This window comes from Roseibium sp. Sym1 (assembly GCF_027359675.1).
Lineage (GTDB): Bacteria > Pseudomonadota > Alphaproteobacteria > Rhizobiales > Stappiaceae > Roseibium.
This window is the reverse complement of record NZ_CP114786.1, coordinates 5,881,925-5,905,665: the sequence shown is the minus strand read 5'-3', so window position 1 is coordinate 5,905,665 and position 23,741 is coordinate 5,881,925. Positions and strand designations below refer to the sequence as shown.

The window sequence follows — 23,741 nt, the reverse complement described above, 5'->3', positions numbered from 1 at the left end:
GTCAAGCGTTGTTTGACTGCTTCTTGCCAAGATTTCAGGGCCTTTGCCAATAAACTCAGCGTCATCCTGAGGAGCCGCGCTTGCGGCGTCTCGAAGGATTTGCCGCACGGAAATGAGCAAGTGGCAGATCCTTCGAGACGGACCTGGCGGTCCTCCTCAGGATGACGTGGATTGTGTAGCAAAGACGGGCGGACACAATAAGATTGGGTCGGCGGGACCTAACTCTCCACCCAGTGCCACGCTGTTTCTATGTCCGCCTTGTCGAAATGCTTTTCCTGGATGCCGACCATCCTGGCGAAGGTGGCGTCGACCGCGACCAACGCGGCCAGCAGCTTGCTGTCGGTCACAATGGCAACCTTGTTCATGTGCTGCATGTTGGTGAGCACCCACTTGATGTCCGCGGCGGCAGCTTCGAAGGAAACACCGGCATGCTCGCCGATGACCACCAGGACGCTGATCTTGCCGTGATCCTCGATCAGGTCTTCGGCCTTGGCGATCAGTTCCTTTTCCTGATCCATTTCGATCTTCCCGGTGATCTCGACACCGAGAACCGGTCCCCGGCTGCGCGGCAGGATCGTATACATGGCAGTTCCTCCGACGATGCGCACAGTTGCCAGTGCAACCGGAGCAAGGATAGGAGCAGGAGCGGGCAGGGATCAAGGAATGGCTTTGCCTTCCGGGTTACTGCGTAGTGCGTATTGCCCCGGGCGCGGGGGTCCTCAGGCGGTTTCCTGTTCCAGCCCGATCAGGATGTCCCGTGTCTGTACATCGACCCTGTCGCGGATTTGCCGCGTAAGCGGGGAACAGTCCGTCCGGTCCCGCCCGTAGCCCAGATTGAAGTCGTAGAAAATCGCATCCCGTGTCGGCATCAGCAGGTGCTGCAGCATGGTCTCAAGCTTGTCGAAAGCCTTGGCAAGCTGCGCTTCGAGGCTTTCCGCAGCGTTGTATTCATCGAAAAGGGCCAGCAGCTCCGCTGCAAGGTCCAGGGGCAAGGGCGTGCACAGGGTCTGGAAGTCGCGCCGCTCGCGGGCCGCGCGATCGTCCCCCGGTGTCTGGTGGGGCGCAGGCACATCGCCGGAGATGGCTTCGCCGAGATCGTGGACCAGGCTGAGCTTGAGCAGCTTGGGAACATCCAGTCCCTTCAGGTCACGTTCGAACAGCAGGATCATCAGCGCCAGCCGCCAGCTGTGTTCGGCGGTGCTTTCCGGCCGGCCCTTCCGGGTTGCCCCCGAGCGGAGCGTGTCCTTCAGTTGTTCGCAGGCCTGGAGGAAATCGAGAATACCGGTCAGTCTGGCCGGGTCGATCGTGTCGGGCGGGGAGGGGAAGTCGCTCTGTGTCATGGAACCGACGTTACCAGCCTCGCACCGCCCGCCTAAGCAGGCGAATATTTTATGCGGCCGGCTCTTCGCGAACGAGCCGCGCGAAGCTGCCGTCCGAAAGCGGCAGTCGGGAAATGCGGATAAGACTCTCCGGGATCGTCATTTCCGGATAGTCGACCCTTTCGGTCCGGTAGACGATGTCGGGTCCTGCCGGCTCGAACCAGCCATGGTCCGCGAGACGGTGTTCCGTTGAGCGGATCCCTTCCGAAGCAAAGCGCCACAGGGGCCGGTTGAGAAACTCGGACACGGGCGCACGCCACTCCGCTGCCCGGGAGGGCGACATCGCCAGCAGCCTGTGTGTCAGGTCGCAGACCAGATGAACCGGAGCTCCGGACCGGGTGACGAGGTCGAGCAGCGCCCGGTCGGATGCCGTCTCGGGCCGTGCCCGCAGGAGCTGGGTGATCTTCTGCAGATGCCGGCCTTCCGGTCTGGCCTGGCCGCTCTCCCACCTGGAAATCCGCGTCTGCGACACGCCGAGATCCCGCGCCAGCACTTCCTGCTTGACGCGGTTGAGCACCCGCCACCGGCGCAGGGACGGGCCGAGACTGGAATTGAGAACGGCGGTTTCCGTCGGCATGGCCTCAGGATACAGCGTTTCGACGTGAACTGCATTGGGAAACCAACAGGGGAAACAGCCGAAGGCCGGAGTGAAGACGAAATCCGGTCAAAAGAATTTTCCTCAAGCCTCCCATTCGTCCTCCCGGCCAAGCGCAGCGCGAGCCGGGAGGATGAAGTCGGGCTGGTTCTGCTGGATACGAAGTTCGCTTACCGGTATTTTTCGATGAACCCGTCGATCGGCAGATTGCGGAAGTCCGGCAATCGCTCTTTCAACTGGTCATGGCTCCAGTCCCACCAGGCGATCTCCATCAGGGCGTCTTCCTGTCCTTCGGTGAATCTGCGCTTGATCGGCTTCGCGGCGACGCCACCGACGACGGTATAGGGGGGAACATCCTTTGAAACGACCGCGCCCGCCGCGACGATGGCGCCGGTGCCGATGGTCACACCGGCGAGCACGGTGACATTGTGACCGATCCAGACGTCGTGGCCTAGGGTCACCCAGTCGTTCTTGCGCCACTGGAAGAAGTCGCCGTCATCCTCGCCGAGGCCATAGGCCGCCGCGCGGTAGGTGAAGTGATGCTGGGACGCGCGCCAGGTGGCGTGGTTGCCGGGGTTGAGACGGACCCTGCGGGCAATGGAGCAGAACTTGCCGATGGTCGACCAGACCACGTCGCCGTCCTGGACAATATAGGAATAGTCGCCCATCCGGCTCTCGCGCATATGCGTTTGGGCTCCGACCTCCGTCCAGACGCCGAGTTCGCAATTCAGGACGCTCGCGTCCGGATGAATGTTCGGAGATTCGGTCAGTGTCGGTTTCTCGGTAGGCGCGGACATGAAGGCTCCATGGGTGTCAGGGAAGAACTGAGGCGCGTTTTAGCCGTGTCGAGAACGGCTCCGGTGACGGTTCGATGACAGTGTGATGACTGTTTTCAGATTTTTCCGGTTTTTGTCTGCTCGGAAAATTGAAACCGGGACATATTTTTCCTGCGCGCGAAAAACCGGCGTGCAACGAATTTGAACACACGCGTTTGACTGTCTGGAACACGGGAAGCTTCTGAGCACGCTGCGGAATTGGAAGCCTCTTGTGTGCCCGTACCCGTTTCTAAGGCGGCTATGTCATTGATCCGTCACAAATCTTTGACGTTTCAGTCAAGGTTCCGTCATCAACCTGTAATCGTTCGATGGCTCATGTCGCCCAGCACAAAACCAACACGGACAGGGCTGGCGCGTGATTCAGTTTCAGGATGTCACCAAGACTTTCGGGTCTCGGACCGCGGTCAACAAGGTAAGTTTTAATATCGACCGGCCGCAGATGGTCGGCATCATCGGCAGGTCCGGTGCGGGCAAATCGACTCTGCTGCGAATGATCAACCGGCTGACCCCGGCGACCTCCGGGCAGATCTTCTTCGAAAACAGGGACATTCTTGGCCTGAAGGGCGGCATGATGCGCCGTTGGCAGCGCGACTGCGCCATGGTGTTCCAGCAGTTCAATCTGGTGCCGCGCCTGGATGTCGTCACCAACGTGATGCTCGGCCGTCTGAACGGTCACGGCACCCTGAAAAGCCTGTTCAACATCTTCAGCGCAGACGACGTCAACGCCGCTCTGGAGGCGCTTGACCGACTGGGTATTGCCCAGGAGGCCCCCAAGCGCGCCGAGGAACTCTCCGGCGGTCAGCAGCAGCGCGTCGCCATTGCCCGGGCCCTGATGCAGGATCCGCACATGATCCTCGCGGATGAACCGATCGCCTCGCTCGACCCGATGAACGCGAAGATCGTGATGGACGCGCTGCGCGAGATCCATGAGCGCGACAACAAGATCGTCCTCTGCAACCTGCATACGCTCGATACGGCACGCGGCTATTGCGACCGGGTCATCGGCATGCGTGACGGCTTCATCGTCTTTGACGGTGCGCCGGAGGACCTGACCACGGAAGCCGCGCGCGAGATCTACGGCGCCGACGAGACCTTCAACGAGGCGGCGACCTCGACAGCCATCGATGCCGGCAGGACCGGTTCCCAGGAATCCGCCGGTGCGATGACCCCGGCGGCGGCAGCGGTCTGATCCGGCTGCACACCCTATCAACGTCATCAAGATTGAGAACTCTCGGGGAGTGTCCCACATGAAAATCGTTGCCAAAGTCGCTGCGCTGGCCGCAGTCAGCATGATCGCTCTGAACGCCTCTTCCGCAGGCGCTGAAGAAATCACCGAATTCCGTATCGGCATCCTGGGCGGTGAAAACGCCTCCGACCGCCTGCGCGCCTACGAGTGCCTGGAAACCAAGACCGCCGACCTGCTCGGCGTTCCGGTCAAGCTGTTTGCGCCGGCCGACTATAACGGCGTCATCGAAGGCCTGCTTGGCGGCAACCTCGACCTGGCATGGCTGGGCGCTTCCGGCTACGCGAAAGTCTACCTGACCGACCCGGAAGCTGTTGATCCGGTTCTCGTCAAGGTCAATGTTGACGGCGGTTACGGTTACTATTCCATCGGCTTTTCGCGCGTCGACAGCGAGATCAACTCCCTGGAAGACATGAAGGGCAAGGTCTTCGGCTTCGGCGACCCGAACTCCACGTCCGGCTACCTGATCCCGTCCATCGCCATCCCGCAGGAAGGCTACTCCATGGAAAAGGGTGAGTATTTCGGCGATGTCGTCTTCACCGGCGGTCACGAGCAGACCATCGTTGCCGTGTCCAACGGTGACATTGACGCCGGCGTGACCTGGGCTGACGGCCTCGGCGAGTGGGAAGACGGCTACAACTCCGGCGCTCTGCGCAAGGCCTCCGACGCCGGTCTCGTCGACATGACCGAACTGCAGCAGATCTGGCGGTCCCCGGTGATCCCGGAAGGCCCGATCGTCCTGTCCAAGAAGCTGCCGGAAGACGTCAAGGTCAAGATGACCGGTCTGATCGCGTCCATGAACTCGATCGACCCGGACTGCGCCTACAACATCGCGGCCGGTGAGACCAAGGGTTTCATGCCGATCACCCACGAAGCGTACGTGAACATCATCGAAGCCCGTAAGGCCAAGAACAAGAACTGAGCGGTTCGCTTGAACCCGAACGCGGGCCGGTTTTCGGCCCGCGTTTTCTGAGGACACCTCAAAGGACCCTGGTAATGGCCGTTGCCGCTCTCGAACAGGAAATCCTGACTCTGCGCAAACGACGTCAGCTCTATTCCCTCATCGGGTTGCTGCTTGTCGTTGCCGTGCTGGTTTCCGGATACTCGAAATCGAACGCGATGAATTCCGGCGGCTTCTTGCAGGGCCTGTCCAAGTTCTTTGATTATCCCGGCGAAATCGTCATCGAAGCCTGGGAAGCAGGGCCCGCTTTTTTTGCCCTGATCATCAAGTTTGTCCCGGCCATGCTGGAGACCCTGAACATTGCCGGCGTGGCCACATTGCTTGGTGGCGCCATGGCCGTTGTCCTGGCGATGGCCTCGACCCGCAATGTCGACAGCTGGGGACCACTCATCCCGGTGGTGCGCCGGATGATGGACATCATGCGCGCCTTTCCGGAACTGATCATCGCGCTGTTCCTGATCTTCGTGCTCGGCTCCAGCCCCGTTCCGGCGATGATTGCCGTCGCCTTTCACACGGCAGGCGCGCTGGGCAAGCTGTTCTCCGAGGTCAACGAGAATATCGACCGCAAGCCGATCGAGGGCCTGTCCGCCTGCGGTGCCAGCTGGTTGCAGCGCATTCGCTACGCGGTCATGCCGCAGGTCGCCCCGAATTACCTGAGCTATTTCCTGCTGCGTCTGGAGATCAACGTGCGCGCCTCGGCCATTCTCGGCTTTGTCGGTGCGGGCGGTATCGGCCAGGAACTGAGGCGGACCATCGGCTGGGGCAAGGGCGCCGGTGACGAGACCGCCGCGATCTTCGTGCTGCTGTTTGTCACCATCATGCTCATCGACCAGGCGTCGTCCTACCTGCGCGGCAAGCTTGTCGGCGCCGGCCGGGCTCATTGAGGACTTGCGACATGGCTATCGACACGCTCAATCAACCCGCCTTCGACCGCAACTCGGTCTTCAGGAATGTCCGCCGCCGCGCCTGGGTGACCGTCGGCGTGCCCTGCGCCGTTCTGGCCTATCTCGTCTATACCTGGTTTGCCTTTGGCGTTCCGGACTTGCTGGCCAAGGCGCAGCCGGAGCGGGCGGCGATCCTGGCAACCGATTCTGTCGCCTACAAGGTCCATGTCACCAAGCTCCTGCGGCGCGACATCATGGAAGTGGCCATCGAAGGCGAGCGCCGGGCGACATACGACACCGAGGATCTGCCGGATTGGGTCGAGGTCGATGGCACCGATGCGTTCGTCGATCTCGGCAAGGGATATACGGTGTCGATCACCGGCAAGGTCATGGAATTCGACATTCCGGACTATGGACTGGTCAGGGTCACCGCGACCAACAGCGGCGTTAACTCGGAGCTGCCGCCGGGTCCCGTGCCGGACTGGCTCAAGGACGATCCGAAGAAATTCGACGCCCGCCCGACGCTCGACCGGCGCGTCCAGGTGACCCGGACCAAGATCGAGGTGCACAACTATTTCGGCGGCTGGGAGAACTTCTGGTTCCCGTTCACCTCAGAACTCCACGGCATGCCCTTCAGCCAGCTCTGGGCGCTGGCTCTGTCGAACGAGCGGATCGACCCGGAACAGTCCAACATGTCGTTTGTCCTGCACGAGTTCCTGGACAATCCGGACTGGCAGCACGGCGAAGTCTTTGTTGCGCTGCTCGAAACCATCATGATGGCGGTCCTGGGAACGCTGACGGCCGCGATCTTCGGACTGCCGCTGGCCTTCCTGGCGGCGCGCAACTTCACGCCCTCGATGATCCTGCGTTTCGGCACCCGCCGCCTGTTCGATTTCCTGCGCGGCATCGACATGCTGATCTGGTCGCTGATCTTCATCCGGGCCTTCGGCCTCGGTCCGTTGACCGGCGCGCTCGCCATTGCCTTCACCGACACCGGTTCGCTCGGCAAGCTGTTCTCCGAGGCCCTGGAGAACATCGACAACAGGCAGGTCGAAGGGGTTCGGGCGACCGGAGCCAGCCAGATCCAGCGTTACCGCTTCGGGGTGATCCCGCAGATCCTGCCGGTCTTCGTCTCCCAGGTGCTCTACTATCTGGAATCCAACACCCGCTCGGCCACGGTCATCGGCGCGCTCGGCGCCGGAGGGATCGGCCTGATGCTGGTGGAAACCATGAAGACCTCCCGCGACTGGGAAAACACCAGCTACATCATCATCCTGACAATCGTCGTGGTGATCGCGATGGACCAGGCATCCGGGTGGTTGCGGCGCAAGCTGATCGAAGGGAGGTAGTGATCAGCTCAGATAAGCAAAACGGTCAGAGTACAACCTTCTTTTTCTTCGAGGCCTAATGCGTTAGCTTGCAATCGATGAACTCGAATTCCTAGTTATGGATTGCAAACATATGTTCCGAGTTGGGGGCTTCTCGGATGAAGGTTTTTGAAACCGGCCTGCGTATCGGCGCTCGGCTGAACGGCTATTACGAGATAGATGCTCCCATCGCCCAGGGCGGGGTCGGCATGGTGTACAGGGCGCATGACCTGGAAACTCTGGGGCCGGTCGCGATAAAAGTTCTGCATCCCGTTTTCTCTTCAGATCCGGTGTTTCTGAAACTTTTCCGCCGCGAAGCACTCATTCTTCGAGATCTGAGACATGATGCGCTGACCCGTTCGTATGTTTTTGCGCGAGAACCCGACCTCGGGGTGCACTATCTCGCGATGGAATACATAGACGGCCCGTCCCTTGCCGAAAAATTGAATGAGGGTGCGCTACGACCTGACATTGCCTACGAGTTGCTGCGCAGACTGGCTTCGGGATTGGACGCGGCCCATCAAATGGGCATCGTTCATAGGGACATTTCACCGGACAACATTCTTCTCCCCGGCGGGGAAGTGACGAAGGCCAAAATCATAGATTTCGGGATAGCCCGTTCCGATGCGCACGGAACAACCGTGATCGGCAGCGGGTTTGCCGGAAAAGAGCTTTATGCCTCACCGGAGCAGATTGGTCTTTTCGACGGTCAAGTGACAGCACGTACCGATGTCTATTCTCTCGGGCTTGTTATTGCGCATGCTTTGAGCGGTAAAAGAATAGACATGGGAGGCACTCATGTTGACCTTGTTGAAAAACGCAAGAAGGTTCCGGATTTAGGGCAGCTCGACGAGAGGTTTCAGGCACTGCTTTCAGCTATGCTTCAACCTGATCCGAATGATCGTCTGCAGAGCATGTCTGACGTGATGAATTGGCGACTTTTTGAAAGAATGCCGGTACAGGTCAGCAATCAAACGGGACTAGAAGAGTCTCTTGAAGCCACTTTGATTAGTGAACTGTCTGACAAACAGGGCAAAAGTATTTTGCATGAGCAGGTTCTGTCTTCAGAGCTCGACCGCTTGGTGCACGAAATGCAAAGAGATAAGCCCGATGTAGTGGAACCTGTAAAGAGCGTTTCAAATCAACAAGAACTTAATATTCCAGCAGAAATTGGAAAATCTGATTTCAGTTTGGGAGGGCAAAAGCCTAGGGAGTTTGGAGTTGTTGTTGAATCGGGTTTGAAGGAAAGAAATGACTATTTGGCCAAGAAAGTAATTCCAAATGTGGTGAAGGTCTATTTTTGGAATGTTTGGGGTGCCACGGTTTTGGTAGTCATGTCGATCATGTTAGCGGCATTGGTGTATTTTGAGTGGGTATCGCCTTGGAAAGGTGGAACATTTGGTCCATTTGGAACAAATAGATCCGCGAACTCGTTTATTTACAAAATTCAAAATAGTGAGAGTGGAGCATCCGTAAGAGATTTAAGTTTAATAGAAAAAGATGGAAAGTTTTTTATACGTGGGTCTTTTTTTGATGATCAAGATTTCTGGGATGTTTGTGAGGATTTGAAATTTTCTTATCGGAATGTCGAGTGCAGAATCTACAAATAAAGCGCAACTTTTTGGTGGAGCGATTTTTTAACTCCGTTCACTGGGCACAGCGATTGCAATAAAGAGACTTCCTAAAAATCTATTTTACTATTTCTTGCCGTATTTCCGTCGCGCTATCGTGGCAGCGTCGGATCAGTGATTCATTGCTGGAGGAGGGGGCTTTGCCTCAGCGGGTCTTGAAACGTCTTCTGGGAAGTCTGGTCGCAACAGGTCTGGTCGGACTGGTCTCGACGAGCGCAGCATACGCCATCGAGAGTTGCGTCGCCTCTCTCAAGAAACAGGCGATCGCGGCCGGTGTACGTCCGGAAATCGCCGAACAGATGCTGGGCAAGGCCTCCTACGATGAAAAGGTCATCCGCTTCTCCACCTCGCAACCGGAACACAAGACCGAGATCTGGGACTACATGGCCTTCCTGGTCGACCCGCAGCGGATCCAGGACGGCAAGAAAAATCTCAACCAGCACAGCCGCACGCTTGCCTCGATCGAAAAGCGCTATGGTGTCAACCGGCACGTGGTTCTGGCGGTCTGGGGCATCGAAAGCGACTACGGCAATTTCCGCGGTGATTTTTATACGCCTCATGCCCTGGCCAATCTGGCCTGCGCCGGCAAGAGGCGCCAGAAATACTTCCGCGGCGAACTGATCAAGACCCTGCAGATCGCCTCTCGCGGAGATGTTCCGGCGAAGGATTTTGTCGGATCCTGGGCCGGGGCCTTCGGCCAGACCCAGTTCATGCCGAGCACCTACAACAGTCTCGCGGTCGATTTTGACGGCGACGGCCGCAAGGATCTCGTGAACTCGGTGCCCGATGCGCTCGCGTCGACAGCAAATTTCCTGAAGAATGCCGGCTGGCGCGACAGCCGCCCCTGGGGCTACGAGGTCACGGTGCCGAATGGCTATTCGGGCCCATCGGGCCGCAAGACATACGCCTCCCTGTCGACCTGGTCGAAGCGCGGCCTGAAAAGGGTTGGTGGCGGTGGTCTGTCCGGAAAACTGGAAGCCGCGCTGATCCGGCCGGCAGGTGCCAACGGTCCGGCCTTTCTTGTGACCCGGAACTTCCGCGCGCTCCGCTCCTACAACGCCTCGACGTCCTACGGGCTCGCGATTGCCCTTCTGTCGGAGCTGGTCGCCGGCCGTGAACCGTTCAAGACGCCCTGGCCGACCAGCAACCCGGGCCTGTCCCGCGCCCAGCGTCTGGAGCTGCAGAAGCTTCTGAACAGGAACGGTTTCGATGTCGGCGAACCCGACGGCAAGGTCGGGCCGGCAACACGTGCCGGCATTCGCAAGGCGGAGGCCAAATACGGCCTGCCTGTTACCGGGCGGCCGTCCTGGAACGTCTATACGGCGCTTGGCGGCAAGTGAGCGAACCCTCAGGCGTCCGATGACGCCTCGCCGGTCTGCACGAGAGCGGCTCTCTCAACTGCAACACCTGAGAAACATTGGCGATCATAGCCATTTTTCCGGATTTGCGCCGGACACTCATTGGGATAAGCGATAGATATGTTGCGTTGCGAAAGACCGCAGCGCAATATATTGGTGTTTTTCTGGAGGAATGGCATGTCCGGACGCATATTGACTGTCGCACAGCAAAAAGGCGGTTCAGGCAAGACAACGCTGGCTGTCCACCTTGCGGTGGCTCTGGCGAAATCGTCCGGCGAGCCGGTCGCTGTCCTGGATGTGGATCCGCAGGGCTCGCTCGGGACCTGGTTCGAGGCACGCGAGGACAGGCTCGGAGAAGACAATACCGGCCTGGAATTCAGGACCGCTTCCGGCTGGGGCGCACGCCGTGAAGCCAGGTCACTGGCACGCTCCCACGGGTATGTGGTCGTGGACACGCCGCCCAAGACGGATGTCGATGCCAAGCCGGCCATTGATGTCGCCGATTTTGTCATTGTCCCTGTCCAGCCGACACCGGTTGACTTGTGGGCGACCTCGCAGACGCTCGAGATGGCGTCCCGCGAAGACACGCCGGCGCTGCTGGTCTTGAACCGGGTGCCGCCGCGCGCCTCCCTGACCGGAGAAATGGCCGCGGCCATAGCGCAATCCGACTATGACGTGCTCGCGGCCCGTCTCGGCAACCGGACGGTTTTCGCCGCCGTGATGGGACAGGGGGCGGCTGTTACCGAAACCGCGCCCGGCAGCAAGGCGGCGAAGGAAGTCGACATCCTGATCGAAGAGCTGATCGGACGGATCGGCTAACGTTCCGGCAGCTCTGCATCCGTAGGAATGCCCATCAGTCCATTTTTGCCTTGTCCTTGTCATGATCCGGTGCCTTGATAGGGAAAATTCTCGGCCCGGGAGGACTGGCCATGTCCATTTATTCGATTGTTTCAAAACGCTTTCATCAGAAACCAGGCACTCAGTTCAAGGCTTTGCGCGCGCTCCTGCTCGCAGCCGGTGCCGCTGTGTTGCTTTCCTTGCCGGCAGCTGCACAGGACAAGCGGATCGTCACCATCGACGATGCCGATTACTTCGGCTCCGACTACAGAACCGTCAAGGATGTCGACCTCGAGGGCTGCAAGTCCTCCTGTCTTGGCGACAACCAGTGCCGGGCATTCACCTACAACACGTCCGCAGGCTGGTGTTTCCTGAAATCCGATTTCGGTGAATTGCAGAGCTTTGTCGGTGCGATCGCCGGGCGTGTGGTCGAGGTCCAGGCGCCGCGGGCCGACCAGAGCGCGGACCGGAAGGCGGAACTCGTGTTTGTGCCGCGTTCCCAGCTGGAAAGCGCGGAGACCTATTCTCTCAGCATCGCCAATTCGGTGCGCGCGGGTGGACAGTCCGCCGATCGGTTGCGCCAAAGCGGTCTGGCTGCGCTTGGCAACAGGCAAGGGGCGCTTGCAGAAGCGGACTTCCTGCAGCTGATCAAGCTTGAACCCGGCGACTTCGAGGCCTGGGTGAACCTGTCGACGGCCTTGCTGCTTCAAAAGCCGGATGACTGGCAGGAGCGGGAAACCAAACGGAAAAATGCGATTTCCGCGTCCGTCAACGCCTATCTGAGGGCGGTCAGCGCACCGGAACGCTCGCTCGCGCTGGAACTTCTGGGCCGGGCTCTGACCAATCGCAGCGAATACAAGGTTGCCATCAAGGCGCTTCGGGCGTCGCTCGCGCTGGAGGAAAACACGACTGTCCGCCGCCGGTATGAAGAACTCATCGCCGAACATGGCTTCCGGATCGTGGACCATCAGGTGGATTCCGACAGTGCCGCGCCGCGCATCTGTCTCGTCTTTTCCCAAAAGCTGCCGGTCGGGGAAGACATGGCGCCTTATGTCTCCGTCGACGGTGAAGGCAGCTTTGCCATCGAGACCGAGGAAAACCAGATCTGTGCCGACGGCCTGAAACACGGCGCCCGATACCGGGTCACCGCACGCAGCGGGCTGCCGGCCGCCGACGGTGAGAAGCTCGAGAAATCCGCGGAACTGACGGTCTATGTCAAGGATCGCGCACCTTCGGTGAACTTCCTGAGCCGGTCCTATGTGCTGCCGTCGGGCGGCAATCCGACCATTCCGATCGTGTCGGTGAACACATCCGAGGTCGAGGCTTCGATCTACCGGGTCGGCAACCGGACGATAGCCGATGTCCTGCGGGACAACCGGTTCCTGCGCCAGCTTGATTCCTACCAGGCCGACCAGATCGAGGAAGAGCTTGGCGAGAAGGTCTGGACCGGAATTGTCGAGACCGGCAACGAGCTCAACCTCGATGTCACCACCGCGATCCCGGTCACAGAGACAGGCATTGACCTGAAACCCGGCGTCTACGCCATGACGGCGCGGTCGAAGCTTGACCAGCAGAACCGCTGGGGCGCCCTGGCAACCCAGTGGTTCCTGGTCTCCGATCTGGGCCTGACGGCGTTGACGGGGGACACCGGGCTTGCCGCGAATATCCGCTCGCTTACGACCGCGGAAGCGCTGGAAGGCGTGACCGTGCGCCTGCTTGCGGTGAACAACGAGATCCTTGGAGAAACGACCACCAACGCGGACGGGTTTGCCGATTTCGCCGTCGGCAAGACCCGTGGCCGCGGAGGGTTGGCGCCCGGCGTTCTGGTCGCGGAAACGTCGGATGGGGACTATTCCTTCCTGGACCTGCGCAAACCGGCCTTCGATCTTTCCGACCGGGGCGTCGAGGGGCGCCCGGCGCCCGGACCTCTCGATGTGTTTGCCTGGACCGAGCGCGGCATCTACAAGGCCGGGGAAACCGTTCATGCCCAGGCCCTGTTGCGCAATGCCAGCGCGGTCGCGCAGGAAAACTTCCCGCTTACCTTTGTGTTCAATCGTCCTGACGGCGTCGAACACGCGCGCTTCACCGTTGAAGACGGCGGTCTTGGCGGGCACCTTCAGGACCTGACCCTGGCCGCCTCGGCCCAGCAGGGCATCTGGTCCTGGCGGGTCCACGCCGATCCGAAGGGAAAGGCGCTCGCCGAGCAGACTTTCCTGGTCGAGGACTACCAGCCGGAACGGGTTGATTTCGATCTGGAGACCGCGGCCGCATCGTTCAGCAGGACCGGGCCCACGGAAGTGTCGCTGGAGGCGCGGTTCCTTTACGGCTCGCCGGCAAGCGGACAGTCTCTCGAAGGAGACGTGATCGTTCGTCCGGTGCGTGCGCTGGAAGCCTATCCCGGCTACCAGTTCGGCGTTCCGGACGCGGATGCCTATTCCGAGCGCGGCTCCATCACCTCCGGCCTGAAGACCGGTGACGACGGCAAGCTGACCTTCGAGGTCTTCATGCCGGACCTGCCCGAAACGACCATGTTGTATGACGCCGAACTGATCACACGTCTTGTCGAGGCCGGCGGCCGCTACGTGGAACGCAACCTCGATCTGCCCGTTGCACAGGACAGCGCCCGCATCGGCATCAAACCCGCCTTTGACGGCGGCGTTGACGAAGGCGGTCCGGCGGATTTCTCCGTGATCGTTGTCGGAGCCAATGGCGAGGAAATCGATGGGGAGGGACTCAACTGGACCCTTTCCAAGGTCGACCGCCGTTACCAGTGGTACCGCTATGACGGCCGCTGGTCCTACGAGCCGATCACGACGACGCGCCGCGTCGACAGCGGCGACTTCAACGTTGTTGCCGGCCAGCCCGCGCGGCTGTCCCTTCCTGTCGAATGGGGAGAATACCGTCTCGATGTCGCGGGCAGCGGCGCGCTGCAGACAACAACCCGGGTGACGTTCAATGCCGGCTGGTACACGGCCGACGCCACGTCGGACACGCCGGACTATCTGGATGTCGGGCTCGACAAGACCAGCTACCGGCCCGGGGATGTCGCCAAATTGCGCCTCAAGCCGCAGATGGCCGGTATCGCCGTGGTGAATGTGGTTTCCGGCGGTCTTCTGGCCAGTCAGACCGTGGAGGTCAGCGGCGAGGAGACCGAAGTCGAGATCCCGGTGAGCGACGACTGGGGGGCGGGGGCCTATGTCACCGCAAGCCTCTATCGTCCGATGGACCTGGATCAGAAGCGCATGCCGTCAAGGGCCATGGGTCTGTCCTGGCTGCAGGTCGACCCGGGAGCGCGGGCGCTCGACGTGGAACTGTCCGCGCCGGATCGTATCCTTCCGGAAACCACGCTCGAAGTACCGGTCAGGCTTGCCGGCCTCGCGCCGGGCACGCAGGCTTTCCTCACGGTCGCGGCGGTTGATGTCGGCATTCTCAATCTGACCGCCTATGAAACACCGGATCCGGAAAGCTGGTATTTCGGTCAGCGCCGCCTCGGCACGGATATCAGGGACCTCTATGGACAACTGATCGACCGGACCGCCGGGACACTCGGAAGGGTCAGGTCCGGAGGAGATGCGGCCGGCATGCGTCTGGATGCACCGCCGCCGGACGAAGAGCCCGTGGCACTGTTTTCCGGTCTTGTTGACGTTGGACAGGATGGCGGGACCACGGTGTCCTTCGACATTCCCGCCTTCAACGGAGCGCTCAAGCTGATGGCCGTTGCCTGGACAGCGGACGGCGTCGGTCATGCCGACAGGGAAGTGGAAGTGCGATCGCCCGTGGTGATGACCGCAAGCGCGCCTTCGTTCCTTGCGCCAGGCGATCAATCGCGCCTGGCACTGGAGATCGACAATGTCGACGGGGAGCCTGGCACCTACGAACTCGAGGTGTCCGTTGCCGAGGGGCTCAGCCTGGAAGCCGGAAGCGCCAGCCTGACGCGGTCTCTTGAGCTTGAACCCGGCGACAAGGACCTGGTGCTCTTGAGCGTCACGGCAGGCGACAGCCTGACGACGGCAGAAATCGTCGCCTCGCTGACCGGGCCGGATGGCAAGAGCTACGTGAAGCGGTTCGGACTGGAGGTCGAGGACACCCAGCCCGAGGTGGTGCGCCGATCGGTGTTCACGCTCGCGTCCGGTGACAACCTGAGCCTGACAGCGGACAGTTTCGACGGTCTGCGTCCAGACAGTGTCGACATCACGCTGACGGCGGGAGGGGCCGCGAGCATCGATGTCGCCGGACTTCTGGCGGCTCTGGACCGCTATCCCTATGGCTGCACCGAGCAAACCACCAGCCGTGCGCTGCCCTTGCTCTACTTGAGCGAAGTCGCGGAGGCCGCCGGGCTCGGTGGTGACAGCGCCATCCGTGAGCGCGTGGTCAAGGCGATCGCGCGGGTTCTTTCGAACCAGTCGTCGTCCGGCGACTTCGGTCTCTGGTCAAGCTATGGAGACGGGGATACCTGGCTCGACGCCTATGTCACGGATTTCCTGACCCGCGCCCGGGAAAAGGGATATCTGGTGCCGGATCTGGCTTTCGATACGGCGCTGGACAATCTGGAGAACAGGCTCGCCTACGCCTCCGACTTCCAGGATGGAGGCGAGGGTGTTGCCTATGCGCTTTACGTCCTGGCCCGCAACGGCCGCGCCTCCATGGGCGACCTGCGCTACTATCTCGACGCAAAGCTGCAGAACTTCGCCACGCCCATGGCAAAGGCGCAGGTTGCCGCCGGTCTCGCCCTTTACGGGGAAGGGGACCGGGCTGCAATCGGGTTCCGGGCTGCTCTTGCCGCTCTGCCGGCGGACACCACAGGCTCCTACCGCAGCGACTATGGTTCGCGTTTGCGCGACAGCGCCGCCGTGACCGACTACGTGGTGTCGGCGTCGATGGGTGATTCCCTCCAGGGGGAGGCTGTCGATCGCCTGAAGGCGGCACAGAGCGATGCACGAGGCAGGTCGACACAGGACATGGCCTGGCTGCTTCTGGCTGCCAAGGCCCTGAATGAATCGGCGGCCGAGGCCCGGCTGTCTGTTCGCGGCGAGGAAACGCCGGGTCGCCTGGCGTGGACGCTGGCCGGCAGTGAAGTCAGCCAGTTCCCTGCCGAGGTGAAGAACAATGGCGACGCCGCAACCGAGCTGCTGGTTTCGATCGCCGGCAAGCCTCTGGTCCCCGAACCTGCCGGCGGCAAGGACTATGCGGTCGAACGGACGGTCTACGATCTCGACGGCAATCCGGTCGATCCGTCCGCTGTGCCCGTCAACACGCGGCTCGCCGTCGTCGTCACCGTGCGTGCGCTCAGCAACAGGCCTGGCAGGCTGATGGTGGTCGACAGGTTGCCGGCGGGGCTGGTGATCGACAATCCGCGGCTGGTGCGCTCCGGCGATCTCGGCGGACTGTCTTTCCTCGACACTGTGGACCAGCCGGAGCACGCGGCGTTCTACGGGGACAGGTTCGAGGTTGCGGTCAACCAGACGCGCTGGAGCGACAAGGAACTCTCCTTTGCCTATCTCGCACGCGCGGCGACACCGGGAGACTACGCGCATCCGCCGGCTTCGGTCGAGGACATGTACAGCCCTGACCGGCGCGCCATCACCGCAACAGGCCGGTTCGTGGTGCTGGGTCCGACCCGGTAAAAGGCCGGGAGGCGCGTCATGCCCGTCTTGCGGCGTGTAAACTGGCTGAAGGTTCGGCGGTGGAGTGCGGCCGCCGGACTGGCATTCGGGGCACTTGCCTTTTGTGCGCAGCTCAAGGTCCGGCACGACTACCAGTCGCTGCCTCCTTTGTCGCAGCTTGCCGACCTGCCGCTGTCCACCGTCGTTCTCGACCGGGAGGACCGTCTGCTGCGTGCCTTCACAAGCGCGGATGACAAGTGGCGTCTGCCGGTGGACCTCGACGCCATCGACCCGCTCTATTTCAAGATGCTGCTTGCTTTCGAAGACAAGCGCTTTCATGAGCACGGTGGCTTCGACCTGTGGGCGATCATTCGCTCCGGACTTCAGAGCCTGCGCCACGGCCGGATCGTCTCGGGCGGGTCGACCCTGACCATGCAGGTCGCCCGGCTCCTGGACGAACGGCCGACAAAATCCCTCGCGCGGAAATACGAGCAGTTGCTCGGGGCTGTCCGGCTCGAAAACCGGTTCTCCAAGGAGGACATCCTGAGGCTTTACGTGCTGCGGGCTCCGTTCGGGGGCAATCTGGAGGGATTGCGGGCGGCGAGCCTGACCTGGTTCGGCAAGGAACCGGGACGGCTGACACCGGCCGAAGCCGCGCTTCTGGTTGCCCTGCCGCAGAGCCCGGAGGGCCGGCGGCCGGACCGGTTCCCGGACCGGGCACTCCAGGCACGCAACCGGGTGCTTGGGGTTGCCGCCAGGTCCGGGGTGGTCAGCGCCGAGGAAGCGGCTTCCGCGGCTGCCGAGCCGTTGCGGGCGCGGCGGCATGCCATGCCGCTTGTTGCGCCGCATGAAAGCCGGCAGGCCCGTCTCGACGCGCCGGAAAAACAGGTCCACCGGCTTACGATCGACCGGGATCTTCAATCGGGTCTGGAAACGCTTGCCAGGCGGAAGGCCGCCGTGATGCCGCGCTCGGTATCCCTGGCAATGCTTGTTGCGGATCACGAGACGGGCGAGATACTTGCCAGCGTCGGCGCGCCGGACCTTCTGGATGACACGAGAGCCGGGCACATTGACATGACCCGTGCGATCCGGTCCCCGGGTTCCACGCTCAAGCCGTTCATCTACGGCCTGGCGTTCGAGGAAGGCATCGGCCTGCCGGAAAGCTTTATCGTCGACAAGGCAACGGACATTGCCGGGTATCAGCCGACAAACTTCGATCAGTCCTATCAGGGCACCGTCACCCTTCGGGAAGCCCTGCAACTGTCCTTGAACACACCGGCCGTCAAGCTGCTGGAAGCGGTCGGCCCCGCGCGGCTGATCGCTCGGCTCAGACGTGCGGGTGTCAGGCCGGTCATGGAAAAGGGGATCGCCCCGGGACTGGCAATCAGTCTCGGTGGTTTGGGTCTTTCCCTGAGGGACCTGACCCAGGTCTATGCCGCGCTGGCGCGTGGGGGAACACCGGTCGCGCTGTCGGTGTGCCGGATGGACTGCGCCGAGCCGGACGCGGTTTCCGCTGCGGCTCCGGTGCTGAGCGAAAAGGCAAGCTGGCTGGTCGCCGACATATTGTCGGGATTGCCGCAACCGCTCGGCGCGCAGACCATTCCCGTCGCCTACAAGACCGGAACGGCTTACGGCTACAGGGACGCCTGGGCGATCGGGTTCGACGGACGCCATGTGGTGGCGGTCTGGTCGGGCCGTCCGGACGGGACGCCCGTTCCGGGTGAAACGGGAGCGTCAGTGGCCGTGCCGATCCTGTTCGAAGCCTTTCAGGTTCTTGGACCCACGAGGATTCGCTTGCCGTCCGCTCCCCCCGATGCCCTCGAGGCACTCAACCGGGACATTCCGGCCCCCTTGAGATACGCGAGGCTGCCTCAGCGGCACCGGTCCGCAAGGGCAACGGACCAATTGCGCATCGCCTATCCTCCAGATGGCGCGGAACTTGACCTGGGGGTCTCGAACGGGGCCGCCGGCGCCGGGCAGGCGCAGCCGCTTGTGGTCAAGTTCAAGGGAGGGGTCGGGCCGTTCTCCTATCTTGTCAATGGCAAGCCCTTTGGCCAGCGCCAGGGGGACAGGCAATTGGTCTGGAAGCCGGACACTTCGGGGTTCGCCGACGTGACCATCGTGGATGCCAAAGGGCGCAGCGCGGGAATCACGGTCTATCTGCGCTGACGTCCCCCTCCATTCGGGAGCCCCCTCAAAACGCGAATCTTTCAAGCCCGCCGAACCTTGAAGGTCCCCGGGCTGGCGTGTGCAAGGCCGTGGCGTTTCAATCCGGGTGTCCCGTGTGGTTGTGGAATGCCCGATGGGCATGCCTGAGAGGAATGTTGCCGGATTTATTGACCTGGTTCGCAAACAAGACCCGGAAAGTAGAAGAACACTTCCAAAAATTGAGTGAATTTCTTCGGAATTTCGTTGTTGTGAAGCAAGCCGGGCGAGAGCTGGAGGGATTAATTCGATTTCAGTTTGATGGAATCAATTTGCTTACTTGTAATTGGCGTCGAAATTCGTTTCCAGGGATGTAAGTGTTGTTGTTTCTGCAAAAGGCGGGGTCAGGTTCCGCAGAATAACGGGAAAGCTTTGAAACACAATTTGTTGCAGAAAAAACACACGGTGGCCCGACTGTGCATCCCTAGGGCTGTTTGGGCTTGCTGTGGCGGCTCGAGTTTGGTTCTTAAGCTTTGCGACGGCGAGTAATCGCTAGAAAAACGGTTCGGAAATTTTGATCTGGATCGTGTTTCGACGAAATCGCGGGGATGGAGCCCCGCCAGGAACCCGGTTCCGGTGTCGGCTCCAATGAAAATTGACTTTTGGAGGTCAGATATGAAACTCAAGAGCTTGATGCTCGGCGCGGCAGCAGTTGCCACCGCCACCACCGCTCAGGCAGCCGATCTTCCGGTTGCTCCGGAGCCGGTTGACTACGTTCGCGTCTGCGACGCTTACGGCGCACGCTTCTACTACATCCCGGGCACCGAAACCTGCCTGCGTGTTGGCGGCCGTGTTCGTACCCAGTTCATCGCGAACAACGTTCTGTCCAACGGCAACTGGTCCAACCGTGATTCCGACGGCTACGGCTGGCGCAGCCAGGCTTGGCTGTACCTTGACGCCCGCACCGCTACCGAATTCGGTACCCTGCGTGCATACGCTTCCATGTCCCAGCGCGTTCAGAACGCTGTTGAGATCATGGACCTGGACAAGGCCTACATCCAGTGGGGCGGCCTGACTGCAGGTTATGCAACGTCGAACTTCGACATCTACACCGGTCAGACGTTCATGGGTGTTGTCACTCGTGACTGGTCGGATACGACCACCAACCAGATCGCTTACACCGCTGCCTTCGGCAACGGCCTGTCCGCAACGATCGCTCTGGAAGACCGTTCGCACCGCGAATCCGGCACCTACGGCGGCACGCGCGCTCCGGACCTCGTCGCAGCTCTCGGCATCTCCCAGGGTTGGGGTTCCGCTCAGCTTTCTGGTGCTCTGCATCAGGTTTACCCGAGCGCAGCTTTCAACGGCATCAACCCGGGTAACGGCGAAGATGAACTCGGCTGGGCAATCGGCGCTGGTGCAAGCATCAACCTGCCGATGATCAACTCCGGTTCGAACATCTTCTTCCAGGGTTTCTATGCTGACGGCGCTCTGTCCTACACCGGTAACGCTGCTGGTGTGACCGACTTCGTGATCAGCGCAGCTTCCGGTAACGCAACCACCAACAGCGGTTACTCCCTGTCGGCTGGTGCTTACATCCAGGCCACCACGACCATCGGTCTGGCACTGGACGGCTCCTACGCTCACTACGACAACGCTGGTACCGCTGGCGATGCCACCCGTTGGGCAATCGACGGTTCCGTTGTTTGGGAGCCGGTCTCCGGTTTCCAGATGGGTGCCGACATCGGTTACTCTGACACCGAGTGGGACAACATTGCTGACACCGACGAACTCCTCTTCGGTGTTCGTATGCAGCGCACCTTCTAATCAGCCGATTAGAACTTGGCTGTGAATCTCTGAACTCCAGTCAGTCATGCGGCCCGGCAGGCTTCAACCTGCCGGGCCGTTTTCGTTTCAAGGAACGGTGCATGATTCCCAAGCCGCGAAGCAGCTCCGCTGTGCGGGGCTGCCGATGCGTTGAAACGTAAGGCCTTGAGCCGAGTTTCCTAACGAAGTCTAAATTTCCAATCCGTTTTTGTGACATTCACGCAACACCGGTTTTTGAAAACAGCCTCTGCGGAAGGGCTGGACCGCTTTCTGTATTGAACCGGGAAACCGGATGCGTATGGTCACACTTGCGAGCGGCTTCGAGCCGCACTGATTTGTCTGCCTCGGACGTCCAACCTCCGATCGGTGGCGAACTCAGAAACATTTCGCGGGGACGACGGCACGCATTTGGTGCCATTTGATATGACTGATTGGAGGTCAGATATGAAACTCAAGAGCTTGATGCTCGGCGCGGCAGCAGTTGCCACCGCCACCACCGCTCAGGCAGCCGATCTTCCGGTTGCTCCGGAGCCGGTTGACTACGTTCGCGTCTGCGACGCTTACGGCGCACGCTTCTACTACATCCCGGGCACCGAAACCTGCCTGCGTGTTGGCGGCCGTGTTCGTACCCAGTTCATCGCGAACAACGTTCTGTCCAACGGCAACTGGTCCAACCGTGATTCCGACGGCTACGGCTGGCGCAGCCAGGCTTGGCTGTACCTTGACGCCCGCACCGCTACCGAATTCGGTACCCTGCGTGCATACGCTTCCATGTCCCAGCGCGTTCAGAACGCTGTTGAGATCATGGACCTGGACAAGGCCTACATCCAGTGGGGCGGCCTGACTGCAGGTTATGCAACGTCGAACTTCGACATCTACACCGGTCAGACGTTCATGGGTGTTGTCACTCGTGACTGGTCGGATACGACCACCAACCAGATCGCTTACACCGCTGCCTTCGGCAACGGCCTGTCCGCAACGATCGCTCTGGAAGACCGTTCGCACCGCGAATCCGGCACCTACGGCGGCACGCGCGCTCCGGACCTCGTCGCAGCTCTCGGCATCTCCCAGGGTTGGGGTTCCGCTCAGCTTTCTGGTGCTCTGCATCAGGTTTACCCGAGCGCAGCTTTCAACGGCATCAACCCGGGTAACGGCGAAGATGAACTCGGCTGGGCAATCGGCGCTGGTGCAAGCATCAACCTGCCGATGATCAACTCCGGTTCGAACATCTTCTTCCAGGGTTTCTATGCTGACGGCGCTCTGTCCTACACCGGTAACGCTGCCGGTGTGACCGACTTCGTGATCAGCGCAGCTTCCGGTAACGCAACCACCAACAGCGGTTACTCCCTGTCGGCTGGTGCTTACATCCAGGCTTCCTCGACCATCGGTCTGGCACTGGACGGCTCCTACGCTCACTACGACAACGCTGGTACCGCTGGCGATGCCACCCGTTGGGCAATCGACGGTTCCGTTGTTTGGGAGCCGGTCTCCGGTTTCCAGATGGGTGCCGACATCGGTTACTCTGACACCGAGTGGGACAACATTGCTGACACCGACGAACTCCTCTTCGGTGTTCGTATGCAGCGCACCTTCTAATCAATCCTCACCTCGAGGTTTGATGGAAAACCCGGCGGAAACGCCGGGTTTTCTTTTGTCTGCAAGAACCGCAGGCCTAGGCCGTAGTGACCAATTAGCGATTGGCAGCGCCGCCCGAAAATCGGGTCCTTTCAAGGAGCATGGAGGACGGACATGCGGGGCATATTCGACGACATGCGACGCAGAAATGATCCGATTTTCGGACGGCCCCTTCGGGGTTGGTCCAGGATCGTTCCTGAAGGCGTTGGAAATGCTCGAAAGTGCACTGCACTTCCTTGCGCTTACCGCCTGTTCAGCAACGATCCCGACCCCAACGATGCCAGTCGTTAATGTGTCACTACGGCCTAGATCTTCTTCAGAAAACCGGCGATCGCCTCATGGGTTTCCGTGTCCCATAGAACAGGCGCATGCCCCTGACCGGGAATGGTTCTGACTGCCGCATTGGGATGTCCGTCGAGCATGCGCTTGCACGTATCCGGGCTGAGCAGGTCCGAATGCTCTCCGTGAAGTATCAGGACAGGACGGTCCGTGAGCTTGTCGTAAAGCGGCCAGAGGTCCGGTGCTGGTGCGGCGTCGTCGAGGCTGGCAAGCTGATGCGCCAGGGCCGGATCGTAATCCATGACAAACTGGCCATCGTGTTCCGAGGCAAGTTGGCCTGCCAGCTTCAGCCAGTCCCGGGCGCCGAATGCCGGAAACTGGCTGCCGATCGTGCGTTTCAGGTTGCCGGCGACGGCTTCCAGTGAAGCAGCCTTCATGTTGTGACCGAGCGTCGCGGCGATCCGGTGAATGGCGCGCATCTCGATATGTGGACCGACATCGTTGAAAATCACGGCTGCCATCCGGTCCGCCGGATACCGAAGACCCAGCACAAGCGCATGCAGCCCGCCCCGGGACGTGCCCAGAACGGCGAAACGGTCCAGTCCCAGCGTTTCGATGGCAGCGTCGATGTCCTTTTCCTCGACGGGCAGGGCGTAATTCCGCCAGTCGCTGTCCCAGTCGCTGTTGCCGCGACCGCGGTAATCCAGCGCAATGACACGATGTCCACTGGATTGAAGAAACCGTGCAACGTCATTGAAATCACGCGTGTTTCTCGATAGTCCAGGCAGGCACAAGACGGGGATTGGGTGTTCGGGTCGATCATTTGGTACGGGCCATTCGCGTCCGGCGAGCGTCAATCCATCTGGGCTTTTCCAGGTGAAATCGACTGCATTCGGCGCCGAACGCTGATTGGGCCGGTCCGGCGCTTCCTGGGGCGCAGATGTCATGGGGAACTCCTGAAACGATTTCATTGAATCATTGCTTCAAGGAAGATAGGGGTGTTCGCAACGCACTGACAACAGCAAGTTCCCTGCCGGTGCCGCTGGTTTGCAGCCCCGGATGTGGCAACCGGGTTGCGTCTCAAAGAAAAGTCGAAAAGCGCTGCTGTAAAGTCGTTGGAAGCATTGCCCAGCGTCCGGCAGATGAGTATGTTGCGCCTCC

Annotated in this window: 16 protein-coding genes; 11 read left to right on the top strand and 5 right to left on the bottom strand. The window is 60.7% G+C overall.

The window, feature by feature from the left end:
* Positions 1–218: 218 nt before the first annotated feature.
* From O6760_RS27345 to O6760_RS27330, 4 genes are all read right to left on the bottom strand, one after another.
* Positions 219–584, bottom strand: coding sequence for an STAS/SEC14 domain-containing protein (locus tag O6760_RS27345; protein ID WP_269582812.1), 366 nt, complete (start codon positions 582–584; stop codon positions 219–221).
* 135 nt (positions 585–719) lie between these two features.
* Positions 720–1,340 (bottom strand): HD domain-containing protein, encoded by a 621-nt coding sequence (locus O6760_RS27340; RefSeq protein WP_269582811.1) that lies wholly within the window; start codon positions 1,338–1,340, stop codon positions 720–722.
* Between the two features lie 49 nt (positions 1,341–1,389).
* A complete protein-coding gene (locus tag O6760_RS27335) occupies positions 1,390–1,956 on the bottom strand; it encodes a helix-turn-helix domain-containing protein (protein ID WP_269582810.1) in 567 nt (188 codons plus the stop codon).
* A 188-nt stretch (positions 1,957–2,144) separates the two neighbouring features.
* Positions 2,145–2,771 carry a chloramphenicol acetyltransferase gene (locus O6760_RS27330; protein ID WP_269582809.1) on the bottom strand — a complete coding sequence of 209 codons (627 nt, stop codon included), beginning with the start codon at positions 2,769–2,771 and terminating at the stop codon, positions 2,145–2,147.
* 394 nt (positions 2,772–3,165) lie between these two features.
* Here O6760_RS27330 and phnC point away from each other — a divergent pair, with 394 nt between their 5' ends.
* The 11 genes from phnC (at position 3,166) to O6760_RS27275 (ending at position 22,262) form a co-directional block, all read left to right on the top strand.
* Entirely contained in the window at positions 3,166–3,999 is an 834-nt protein-coding gene (gene phnC, locus O6760_RS27325; protein ID WP_269582808.1) for a phosphonate ABC transporter ATP-binding protein, read from the top strand.
* Between the two features lie 58 nt (positions 4,000–4,057).
* The gene (phnD, locus tag O6760_RS27320; RefSeq protein ID WP_269582807.1) at positions 4,058–4,975 is read left to right on the top strand and encodes a phosphonate ABC transporter substrate-binding protein; all 918 of its coding nucleotides are present in this window, start codon (positions 4,058–4,060) and stop codon (positions 4,973–4,975) included.
* Between the two features lie 74 nt (positions 4,976–5,049).
* The gene (phnE, locus tag O6760_RS27315; protein WP_269582806.1) at positions 5,050–5,898 is read left to right on the top strand and encodes a phosphonate ABC transporter, permease protein PhnE; all 849 of its coding nucleotides are present in this window, start codon (positions 5,050–5,052) and stop codon (positions 5,896–5,898) included.
* A gap of 11 nt (positions 5,899–5,909) precedes the next feature.
* On the top strand, positions 5,910–7,247 hold the full coding sequence (gene phnE, locus O6760_RS27310) for a phosphonate ABC transporter, permease protein PhnE (RefSeq protein WP_269582805.1): 1,338 nt from the start codon (positions 5,910–5,912) through the stop codon (positions 7,245–7,247).
* Between the two features lie 137 nt (positions 7,248–7,384).
* Positions 7,385–8,875 (top strand): serine/threonine protein kinase, encoded by a 1,491-nt coding sequence (locus O6760_RS27305; protein WP_269582804.1) that lies wholly within the window; start codon positions 7,385–7,387, stop codon positions 8,873–8,875.
* A gap of 188 nt (positions 8,876–9,063) precedes the next feature.
* Positions 9,064–10,236, top strand: a complete 1,173-nt coding sequence (locus tag O6760_RS27300; protein ID WP_442969941.1) for a lytic murein transglycosylase — start codon at positions 9,064–9,066, stop codon at positions 10,234–10,236.
* A 195-nt stretch (positions 10,237–10,431) separates the two neighbouring features.
* Positions 10,432–11,073: a ParA family partition ATPase gene (gene parA / locus O6760_RS27295; RefSeq protein WP_269582802.1), complete on the top strand. Its 642-nt coding sequence runs from the start codon at positions 10,432–10,434 to the stop codon at positions 11,071–11,073.
* A gap of 110 nt (positions 11,074–11,183) precedes the next feature.
* The gene (locus O6760_RS27290) at positions 11,184–16,715 is read left to right on the top strand and encodes an alpha-2-macroglobulin family protein (RefSeq protein ID WP_269582801.1); all 5,532 of its coding nucleotides are present in this window, start codon (positions 11,184–11,186) and stop codon (positions 16,713–16,715) included.
* An 18-nt stretch (positions 16,716–16,733) separates the two neighbouring features.
* Positions 16,734–18,863, top strand: a complete 2,130-nt coding sequence (gene pbpC, locus O6760_RS27285) for a penicillin-binding protein 1C (RefSeq protein WP_269582800.1) — start codon at positions 16,734–16,736, stop codon at positions 18,861–18,863.
* A gap of 651 nt (positions 18,864–19,514) precedes the next feature.
* Positions 19,515–20,666 carry a porin gene (locus O6760_RS27280; RefSeq protein ID WP_269582799.1) on the top strand — a complete coding sequence of 384 codons (1,152 nt, stop codon included), beginning with the start codon at positions 19,515–19,517 and terminating at the stop codon, positions 20,664–20,666.
* Positions 20,667–21,110: 444 nt separating this feature from the next.
* Positions 21,111–22,262 carry a porin gene (locus tag O6760_RS27275; RefSeq protein ID WP_269582798.1) on the top strand — a complete coding sequence of 384 codons (1,152 nt, stop codon included), beginning with the start codon at positions 21,111–21,113 and terminating at the stop codon, positions 22,260–22,262.
* 344 nt (positions 22,263–22,606) lie between these two features.
* Here the strand turns inward: O6760_RS27275 and O6760_RS27270 are convergent, their stop codons facing one another.
* A complete protein-coding gene (locus tag O6760_RS27270; protein WP_269582797.1) occupies positions 22,607–23,527 on the bottom strand; it encodes an alpha/beta fold hydrolase in 921 nt (306 codons plus the stop codon).
* Positions 23,528–23,741 lie beyond the last annotated feature (214 nt).

Coding starts and splice junctions, on each gene's coding strand:
- O6760_RS27345 (WP_269582812.1), bottom strand. CDS start 584: ATGTATACGATCCTGCCGCGCAGCCGGGGACCGGTTCTCGGTGTCGAG.
- O6760_RS27340 (WP_269582811.1), bottom strand. CDS start 1,340: ATGACACAGAGCGACTTCCCCTCCCCGCCCGACACGATCGACCCGGCC.
- O6760_RS27335 (WP_269582810.1), bottom strand. CDS start 1,956: ATGCCGACGGAAACCGCCGTTCTCAATTCCAGTCTCGGCCCGTCCCTG.
- O6760_RS27330 (WP_269582809.1), bottom strand. CDS start 2,771: ATGTCCGCGCCTACCGAGAAACCGACACTGACCGAATCTCCGAACATT.
- phnD (WP_269582807.1), top strand. CDS start 4,058: ATGAAAATCGTTGCCAAAGTCGCTGCGCTGGCCGCAGTCAGCATGATC.
- phnE (WP_269582806.1), top strand. CDS start 5,050: ATGGCCGTTGCCGCTCTCGAACAGGAAATCCTGACTCTGCGCAAACGA.
- phnE (WP_269582805.1), top strand. CDS start 5,910: ATGGCTATCGACACGCTCAATCAACCCGCCTTCGACCGCAACTCGGTC.
- O6760_RS27305 (WP_269582804.1), top strand. CDS start 7,385: ATGAAGGTTTTTGAAACCGGCCTGCGTATCGGCGCTCGGCTGAACGGC.
- parA (WP_269582802.1), top strand. CDS start 10,432: ATGTCCGGACGCATATTGACTGTCGCACAGCAAAAAGGCGGTTCAGGC.
- O6760_RS27290 (WP_269582801.1), top strand. CDS start 11,184: ATGTCCATTTATTCGATTGTTTCAAAACGCTTTCATCAGAAACCAGGC.
- pbpC (WP_269582800.1), top strand. CDS start 16,734: ATGCCCGTCTTGCGGCGTGTAAACTGGCTGAAGGTTCGGCGGTGGAGT.
- O6760_RS27280 (WP_269582799.1), top strand. CDS start 19,515: ATGAAACTCAAGAGCTTGATGCTCGGCGCGGCAGCAGTTGCCACCGCC.
- O6760_RS27275 (WP_269582798.1), top strand. CDS start 21,111: ATGAAACTCAAGAGCTTGATGCTCGGCGCGGCAGCAGTTGCCACCGCC.
- O6760_RS27270 (WP_269582797.1), bottom strand. CDS start 23,527: ATGACATCTGCGCCCCAGGAAGCGCCGGACCGGCCCAATCAGCGTTCG.